This is a genomic window from Amycolatopsis sp. NPDC059021 (assembly GCF_042739895.1).
Lineage (GTDB): Bacteria > Actinomycetota > Actinomycetes > Mycobacteriales > Pseudonocardiaceae > Amycolatopsis.
This window is the reverse complement of the sequence record NZ_JBHYIQ010000009.1, coordinates 1-8389: the sequence shown is the minus strand read 5'-3', so window position 1 is coordinate 8389 and position 8389 is coordinate 1. Positions and strand designations below refer to the sequence as shown.

Sequence of the window (8389 nt, the reverse complement as noted above, 5' to 3'; positions counted from 1 at the left end):
TTCGCGGGGTCTGTTTTTTGTTTACACCCCCCGGCCCGGGGGCGGGGGGCCCCCCCCCGGGGGGGGGGGCCCCCCCCCCCCCCCCCCCCCGCGACCGCATCCGGCATCCAGCGCGGTGCCCGGTGTCAGCCCGCTGGTCTCCCGGGCCACGTGCGGATTGGGGCCCGTCGCATGACCCTGTGCTCGCCGCCAGTGCTGCTCCCAGTAGGGCCTGTCGAAGTCGTGTGTCTCCGGGTGTGCCTCGATCCGCTCAGCCACCGGCTTCCTCCCGATCGGTTCGTCTCGCGCCGCGACCACTGTGCGCCACCGTCCGGCCGGAGGGCAAAGTTCTTTGCCGATTGGCAAACCGATGGCTAGGGCCGTCGACGGGTGTGTACGAGCCGCAGGAGCACGACGGCGAGGGTGAACACGGCGATGATGGCGAGCGGTAGCTCCAGTTGTGCCATGGCCCCTACCCCTTCGTACGGCCTGCTCGGTCTTGTCCATGATGCACCTGCTTAGGCGAGCACGAAGTAGCGCAGCCACAGGTACGGGGCGGCGACCAGCACGGTCATGACGGTGACGATCGCACCCTTCCGGGTGAATTCCCAGAAGGAGATCGGGGTGCCGGAGCGGGCGGCGATACCGAGCATGACGACGTTGGCGCTGGCGCCGACGGCGGTCATGTTGCCGCCGAAGTCCGCGCCGAGCGCGAGCGACCACCACAACGCCTCTGAGTGCGCGGGATCGGGGATGTCGTTGGTGAGAGCCAAGACGAGCGGGCTCATCGTCGCCACATAAGGGATGTTGTCGATGACGCCGGACAGCAGCGCGGACACGCCGAGGATGAGCATCACGGCGAGCAGGGCGTTGCCGCCGGTGGCGTCGGCGGCCAGTTTCGCGAGGTCGCCGATGACGCCGGTCTTGACCAGCGCGCCGATCATGACGAACAGCCCGGCGAAGAACAGCAGCGTCTCCCATTCCACCCCGGCCAGGTACTGCTCGGGTTTCGTCCGGGAGATCAGCACCAGCACCCCGGCGCCGAGCAACGCCACGACCGAGGGCTCGATGTGCAGCAGCGAGTGCCCGGCGAAGGCGACCAGCACCGCCGCGAGCACGGCGCCGGCTTTGATCAGCAGCCGGTGGTCCTGAATGGCTTCGCGCTCGTTGAGCGCCATCACGTCGGCGACCCGGCGCGGGTCGACGGTGAACGAACCGCGGAACAGCCAGGGCAGCACCAGGGTGAAGACGGCCAGTTCGAGCACCACGATGGGGGCCATGTTGAGCAGGAAGTCGTTGAACGACAGGCCGGCGCGGCTGCCGATAACGATGTTCGGCGGATCCCCGATCAAGGTGGCGGCGCCGCCGATGTTGGAGGCCAGCACCTCGGCGATGAGGAACGGGATCGGCTTGATGTCCAGGCGGTCGCACACCAGCAGCGTCACGGGTGCGATCAGCAGTACGGTGGTGACGTTGTCGAGGAATGCCGAGGCGACCGCGGTGATGAGCACCAGCAGGATCATGATTCGCAGCGGGGAGCCTTTGGCGCGTTTGGCCGCCCAGATCGCCAGGTACTCGAACATGCCGGTGCGGCGCAGCACGCTGACGATGATCATCATGCCGAGCAGGAGGAAGACCACGTCCCAGTCGACGCCGGTGTCGCGGGAGTAGAACGCGTCCTCGGATCCGACCACCCCGGCGGCGAGCACGATCGCGGCGCCTGCCAGGGCGACGACCATTTTGGGGAGTTTCTCGGTCGCGATGAACACGTAGGCCACCGCGAACACGACGATCGCCACCGCGCTCATGCCGTTGCTCCCGGCGCGCGCGGGCGGGTCAGCGCCGGGCGAGCGCCAGTTCCAGCAGCCGGGAGGCGGTGATGACGCCGCGGATGGTCGCGCCGTCCATCACGGCCACGAGCGGGCAGCGCAGCCGGGCCATTACCGCGGCCACTTCGACGATGGTGTCGTCGGCGGTGACCTTCGGCAGCTCCGTGGGTTCGTCCGGCAGCAACGACCGCACCGTCTTGCCACTGAGCTTGTCTGCGATCCGGTCGGCCATCGACTCGTCGAGCACCCCGGCCAGCGACGGGTCGTCGCGGACGTAGGAGGGCACCAGGAACCGCACCACCTGGGAGGCGGGCAGTACCGCGTGCGGGCAGCCGTCCGGCTTGGTCACCACAATGCCCGGGAGCCGGTTGGTGGCCAGCAGGCGCGCCGCGTCCAGCGCGTCGGAATCCAAGGCCACGACCGGGAATTCCTCGGCCATCTGTTCGGCGTGCACCCGGCCAGGGTACGACCGAACCGGCCGGTGTGCCGAGGGTCACGCCACAGTTCTCTCGGGTTGTTGACGTTCGCGAGAGAAGCACGACGCCGGGCGTCGTCGGTGGACCGGCCCGGCCGGGTGCCCGGCGGCGTGGGGTTTTCGCGCAGAGCAGCGTCATGGAAGTCCTCACTCCGTCTACTCCACCCCGGGCCGAGGTGGAGTGCCGACCAGACTTCCCGGCGCTCCGCGCGTAAAGATGCCGCAAAAAACGATCGGGGGCAAACCCTGCGGCGTGCCGGGAATGTCACAGTGTCGGGCGTTTACGCGCTAACACCGCGTCAAGAACGCCGTCTCGGGACTTGACGGCCGACGTCGTAGAGAGGTGCCTGCCGGTGGCCCCAGGCGAGCAGATGATGACCCGATCCCGACGCCCGACCACTCTCATGCACAGCCGCCCGGTGCTGCTGTTCGCGTTCGCCTTCGCCGTGATGGCCGACCCGGTGTCCTCGGTCGCCTACGCGATCGAGGCGGCGCTGCGCGCCCTGCGCGGCGACCTCGCTCTGCTGCTGCCGACGATGGCGTTGGTGGTGGGGATTGTGGTGCTGGTCATCGTCAACTACCACCAGCTGGTGGCCCGCTACCCGCAGGGCGGCGGCGCGGCCGCGGCGACCGGGGAAGCCTTCGGGGAGGCCGCGGCGTTCCTGCCGATCGGCGCGCTCATCGTCGACTTCGTCCTCACCATCGCGATCAGCTCGGCGGCCGGCGCGTCCGCGGTCATCGCGTTCTTCCCGGCGTTGGCGCCCTGGCGGGTCCTGGTCGCCGTCCTGCTCGTCGCGGCGGTGGCGGGCGGGACCTGGTTCGGGCATCTGGGCCGGACGGTGTTCGCCGCGATGACGGTGGCGTTCATCGTGCTCACCGTCGCGGTGCTGGTGTCCGCGTTCTTCGTCGCCCCGCAGCCGAGCGGCACAACCACCGCGGCCGATCCCGGGCACGCCCCGGTGCTCGCCGTGGCGCTGGCGTTCCCGGTCGCGATGGCGCTGGCCACCGGGATCGAGGCGCCGTCCTCGGCGATCGCCCAGCTCGGTCAGCTCGACGACCTGGGGCGTCGCCGGTTCGGGCGGGTGACGCTCTGGCTGACCCTCGGCGTGGTCGGCACCCTCACCCTCGGCCTGACCGCCCAGGCCGTGCGGCTCGGTATCGGCGTCCCGCACGCCGATACCACTCAGATCGCCGAACTCGCCCGCGCCGCCACCTCGACGCCGGTGTTCGCCGCGTTCCAGCTCACCACCGCCCTGTTGCTGCTGTCGGCGGCCAGTTCGTCGTTCCAGGCCGGACCCGGCCTGTTCAAGGCACTGGCTCGCCAGCGGCATCCGGACGGGACCACGACCGGGATCCTGCCGTTCTGGCTCGGCCGCACCAACAGCCATCACACGCCCTACTGGGGCGTGGTGGTCTTCCTCGCCGCGGCCGCGCTCGTCACCGCCGCGGCGGGCGGACGCGACCAGGAACTGGTGCTGTTCTACGCCGCCTCGGTGTTCGTCAGCTTCCTCGCCGGGCTCGTGGCCATGACCCGATTCTCCTGGCGGGAACGCCGCACCGGGTTCCTGGCCATCAATGTCGTCGGCGCGCTCGCGGTCGGGTTCACCCTCGCGGTCAACCTCACCCGCGGCGACCCGATCATCTCCATCGCCGCCGCGCTGCTCATCGCCGCGGGGCTCTACTGGCTGTGGGTGCGCTCCGGCCGTCCCCGCGGCATCCGCAACGTTGCCGCCGAAGCCGAACACGACGACTGAACGCGTATCGTGGGCGGTGGTGTGCCGGGAAGCCTGGTCGGCGTTCGTCCACAAAGGACGTAAGTGTCCATGCGAAGGAGCGCATCGTGAGCACAGGAGCCGACCGGACGGCGTTCGGGCCGATGGTCATCGTCGCCGCGGACCAGCACGAAACCCACCCCTTGATCGACGACCCATGGGCGCGTCGCCTCCTGCCCGCCGGCGGGCGGCTCGCCGTCGCGCTGACGAGGTACCGGCCGATCCGGCGGGCGATGATCGCCGCGACGGAGAAGAAGATCCCTGGCCTGTGGGCGAGCATGCTGTGCCGCAAACGCTACATCGACGACATCCTCATCGCCGCCCTCGACGACGGCGGGATCGAGGCGGTGGTCATCCTCGGCGCGGGTTTCGACACTCGCGCCTACCGCCTTCCCGCCCTCGCGGCAATCCCGGTCTACGAGGTCGACCTGCCCGCCAATATCGACCGCAAACGCGCCGCCCTCATCCAAGCGCTCGGCCACATTCCCGGCAACGTGACGCTGGTGCCGATCGACTTCGAAACCCAGAACCTCGCCGACACCCTCGCGCTGCACGGCTACACCGCCCAGCGAAGGACCTTCTTCGTCTGGGAGGCGGTCACCCAGTACCTCACCGAGGACGGTGTCCGCCGCACCTTCGACGTCCTCGCCACCGCACCCACCGGCAGTCAGCTGGTGTTCACCTACGTCCGCCAAGACTTCCTCGACGGCACTACCCGCTACGGCGCCGAGGCCGCATACGCGGAGTTCGTGGTGAAACGACAACTCTGGCGCTTCGGCATGACACCCGGCCACGTCGCCGCCTTCCTCGCCGAATACGGCTGGCACGAACGCGAACAAGCCGGACCACAGGAATTCCGCAGCCGCTACCTCGAACCGAGCGCACGCGCCATGCCCGTCTCGGACATCGAACACTCCGTCCACGCAACACGCTGACCACAGCACGGACACCGCCCCGGAGTTACCGCCTCCGTGCTGGCGCGCTCGACCGCGTGTTCGGCCAGGAGCGTGAGCTCGGCGAGCCGTTCGACGAACAAGCCCAGTTCTTCTCGGTAAGCCTCACGCATCGGCGTCCTCCAGACGGGCGCGGGACCGGTGGCTTTCGACGGTACGAAGGGCGGAGCGCGCACGCGTAGGGCCGGTGGGCTCGACCAGCAGGGCCGTTCGCCTCTGCGTCGCGGGCACGCGAGCGGCGAAGCTGGCTACCGGGCGATGCGCGGCGGACTCGAAACGAAAGGAGAGTGATCGTCGATGGCCGGGAACATCAGGGAACCGGTGGTGGTCGGCGTGGACGGCTCGGCTTCGGCGCTGCGGGCGGTGCGGTGGGCCGCGGCCGAGGCACATCGCCGGTATGCGGCTCTGCGTCTCGTGCACGTTGTCGACGAGGCGCCGCTCGCCGCAGTCCGGTTCGTGCCGCGTTACGACGAAATCGTCCGCATCGCCGGGATGCGCGGCCGCCGGATGCTGGCACAGGCCGGGGAACTCGCCCGGCAGGCGGAACCGACGGTGGCACAGAGCGAGCAGCTGCTGCGGGGAACGGTGACCGGGCGCTTGCGTGCGGAGTCCGAAGCGGCGGGTCTTCTGGTACTCGGCACCGAGACGATCGGGACGCTCGGTCGGCTGGCGGCGGGTTCGGTCACGGTCGACCTCGCTGCGCACGCTTCGTGCCCTGTGGTGCTCGTACGGCCGCACGTCGCCGAAGAGGAACCGCCGGAGAGCGGGCCGGTCGTGGTGGGTGTCGCCGGGACGCCGGCGAGCGAGGCGGCGCTCGCGTTCGCCTTCGAGGAGGCCGCATCGCGGAAGACGGGGCTGGTAGTGGTGCACAGCTGGGATGATCGGCTGCTGGCCTCACTGTTCGAGGAAAGCCACGAGCGCCTCGACCACGCGGCCGTCGACGAGCACGAGCGCGACCTGCTGGGCGGGCGGCTCGCGGACTGGACGGGGAAGTACCCCGACGTCGCGGTGGAACGGGTCGTGGTGCGTGGCCGTCCCGCGTCCCGGTTGCTCGACTTCGCCGACCGCGCGCAGCTGCTTGTCGTCGGCAGCCGGGGCTGGAGCGGTTTCACCGGGCTGCTGTTCGGCTCGACCAGCCAGGACGTGCTGTCCCGCGCGCTCTGCCCGGTCGCCGTCGTCCGGGACAGTGCATCGCCCGACGGCCACGATTGAAGCGGCGATCGCCGGGAGGCTAGGGATGGGTGAGCACCCAGGACGCGAGCACCAGCCCGCCGGAGTTGGTGGTCAGGTGCACCAGCACCGGGGCGAGCAGTCCCCGGCCGGTGTGGCGCCACCAGTACAGGAACACCCCGGCACCGGCCGCGGCCAGCATCGCGAGTGCCGAAACGACGCCGAGCGGGAGCCCGCCGACGGTCGCGTGCACGGCGGAGTTGCGCACGAGCGCCAGCGAGGGCAGCAGATGCCACAGTCCGAAAAGGACAGCCGCGCCCAGCACGGGCAGCCAGCGCCAGCGGTCCCCGGCGCCGAGCAGCGCGGGCAGCACGCCGCGGAAGGCGACTTCTTCCACCAGCACGGTCCCGAGCGGGATACGGACCAGCGCCAGCCACAGCAGTTGGGCGGCGCTGGGCGAACCCACCCGGCCGTCGTGGAACAACGGCCGCAGCGCGGGGACGGCGAGCGCGATCCCGAATCCCAGCGCGATCAGCGCGGCACCGATCAGGCCGACCACCGCTGCGCGGCCGAGGTGACGTCGTCCGAGCCCGATCGTGGCGGGCCGGAATCCGGCGAAGAGGGCGAGCCCGACGAGCAGGCACGCGGTGACCGCGCCGCACACCGGATACGCCCAGCCGGGGAGGACCCGGTTGGCGAGCGTGGTGGCGGCCGCGAGCAGCAGAACCGCCGCCACGACGGCGACCACCCGGCGTTGGCGGGAAAGCGGGGGCGCGGCAAGAGTGTTCATCCTGCTTCCCAGTGTGCGCCCGGACACCGGGACGGCGCCACGAGCGCATCGGAGCGTGACCTCTTTGTGGACTGGCTGCGCGGGGCCAGCCTGGTCGTGGTGGTGGTCTGGCACTGGGCGTTCACGATCCTGCGCTGGTCGCCGGACGGGCCGAGCCCGACCAGCCCGCTGGGTTTCCTGTCCGGGCTGTGGATCCTCACCTGGGTGCTGCAGGTGATGCCGGTGTTCTTCTACGTCGGCGGCTACGTGCACCTAGTCTCCTGGGAACACGCTCGCGCTCGCGGTGAGCGGCTCGCCAGGTACGTGTGGAGCCACGTCCGGCACCTTGTGGTGCCCGCGGCGGCGCTGGTGGCGACCTGGGCGATGCTGGGCACTGTGCTGGGAACGGTGTTCGGGTTGCACTGGATGCGGAGCGCCGTGCTGCTGGTGCTCAGCCCGCTGTGGTTTCTCCTCGTGTACGTGGTGCTGCTCGCGTTGCTGCCGGTGTGGCTGTGGCTGCACCGCCGGTTCGACGTCCTGGTGCTGGTGTGGCTCGGCGGCCTGGCGATGCTCGTCGACGTGCTCAGGTTCCGCTATGGCGTTGGGTGGGCGGGCTGGATCAACATGCTCGTCGTCTGGGCGCTGGCTCATCAGGCCGGGTTCTTCTTCCGGCGGTTGACGGACGCGCCTCGCGCGCGGAGTCTCGCGTTGTTGTGGGCGGGCCTGTTCGGGCTGGCGGGGCTGGTGTTCTCCGGGCTGTATCCCGGTTCGATGGTCGGCGTGCCGGGGGACCGCCTCTCCAACATGGGGCCGCCGACCTTCGTCATCGTGGCCCTGCTGGTGTTCCAGATCGGGGTAGCCGAGCTGATCCATCCGGTGCTGCGACGCTGGTTCGCCCGCCCGCGGCCGCACCGGTTCACCGAGCTGTTGTCGCGGTTCGCACTGCCGCTTTTCCTGTTCCACACCACGGGGATGGCGCTGGCACGCGGGTTCGTCTACTTCGTTCTGGACCACCGCATCGTCGACGATCGCGCGCCGGACCTGATCTGGTGGGCACAGCGGCCGCTCGCGATACTCGGGCCGCTGCTGTGCACCGTGCCGCTGATCGTCCTGTTCGGCAGGCAGGGGAGCCACCACGCGACGTGAACCGGGGAGCGTTGTGAGCGTGACCGGCGATCAGCGGCGAAGTCCGAATTCAGGGCGCACCAGGGGGTTCCGGCCACTGGGCTCCCGGAGTACGTGGTGTCGGGTTGAAGTCGTTGCGGTTGTTGTCGGTGTCCCAGCTCAGGTAGTTGCGGGACAGGGACAGGCCCGATGACGGCGGTGGGGTGCGGGCGGGCGGGCCCTCCTGCGGGCACGCCGAGCGGAACGGTGCTGCCCACCCGACCGCGTCGAGGGGCCGGGCGGGGGGGGGGGCGAGAGCCCCCCCCGCGCGCGCGCGG

At 70.3% G+C, this 8389-nt stretch carries 7 protein-coding genes; 4 read left to right on the top strand and 3 right to left on the bottom strand.

Annotation, left to right across the window (positions count from 1 at the left end; all coding sequences use genetic code 11):
• Positions 1 to 497 precede the first annotated feature (497 nt).
• Positions 498 to 1787, bottom strand: coding sequence for an SLC13 family permease (locus ACFWX1_RS07400; RefSeq protein WP_378384822.1), 1290 nt, complete (start codon positions 1785 to 1787; stop codon positions 498 to 500).
• A 28-nt stretch (positions 1788 to 1815) separates the two neighbouring features.
• Positions 1816 to 2262, bottom strand: coding sequence for a CBS domain-containing protein (locus tag ACFWX1_RS07395; protein WP_378384820.1), 447 nt, complete (start codon positions 2260 to 2262; stop codon positions 1816 to 1818).
• 392 nt (positions 2263 to 2654) lie between these two features.
• Between ACFWX1_RS07395 and ACFWX1_RS07390 the strand changes: the two genes are divergently transcribed.
• The 3 genes from ACFWX1_RS07390 to ACFWX1_RS07380 all read left to right on the top strand — a co-directional run bounded on the left by ACFWX1_RS07390 (position 2655) and on the right by ACFWX1_RS07380 (position 6220).
• On the top strand, positions 2655 to 4037 hold the full coding sequence (locus ACFWX1_RS07390) for an amino acid permease (RefSeq protein ID WP_378384818.1): 1383 nt from the start codon (positions 2655 to 2657) through the stop codon (positions 4035 to 4037).
• 86 nt (positions 4038 to 4123) lie between these two features.
• A complete protein-coding gene (locus tag ACFWX1_RS07385) occupies positions 4124 to 4990 on the top strand; it encodes an SAM-dependent methyltransferase (RefSeq protein WP_378384816.1) in 867 nt (288 codons plus the stop codon).
• 315 nt (positions 4991 to 5305) lie between these two features.
• On the top strand, positions 5306 to 6220 hold the full coding sequence (locus ACFWX1_RS07380) for a universal stress protein (protein WP_378384814.1): 915 nt from the start codon (positions 5306 to 5308) through the stop codon (positions 6218 to 6220).
• A 19-nt stretch (positions 6221 to 6239) separates the two neighbouring features.
• On the opposite strand, the gene ACFWX1_RS07375 is transcribed toward ACFWX1_RS07380, so the two are convergent.
• A complete protein-coding gene (locus ACFWX1_RS07375; protein ID WP_378384812.1) occupies positions 6240 to 6968 on the bottom strand; it encodes a CPBP family intramembrane glutamic endopeptidase in 729 nt (242 codons plus the stop codon).
• Between the two features lie 66 nt (positions 6969 to 7034).
• Here ACFWX1_RS07375 and ACFWX1_RS07370 point away from each other — a divergent pair, with 66 nt between their 5' ends.
• Positions 7035 to 8093 carry an acyltransferase family protein gene (locus tag ACFWX1_RS07370; RefSeq protein WP_378384810.1) on the top strand — a complete coding sequence of 353 codons (1059 nt, stop codon included), beginning with the start codon at positions 7035 to 7037 and terminating at the stop codon, positions 8091 to 8093.
• Positions 8094 to 8389: the final 296 nt, after the last annotated feature.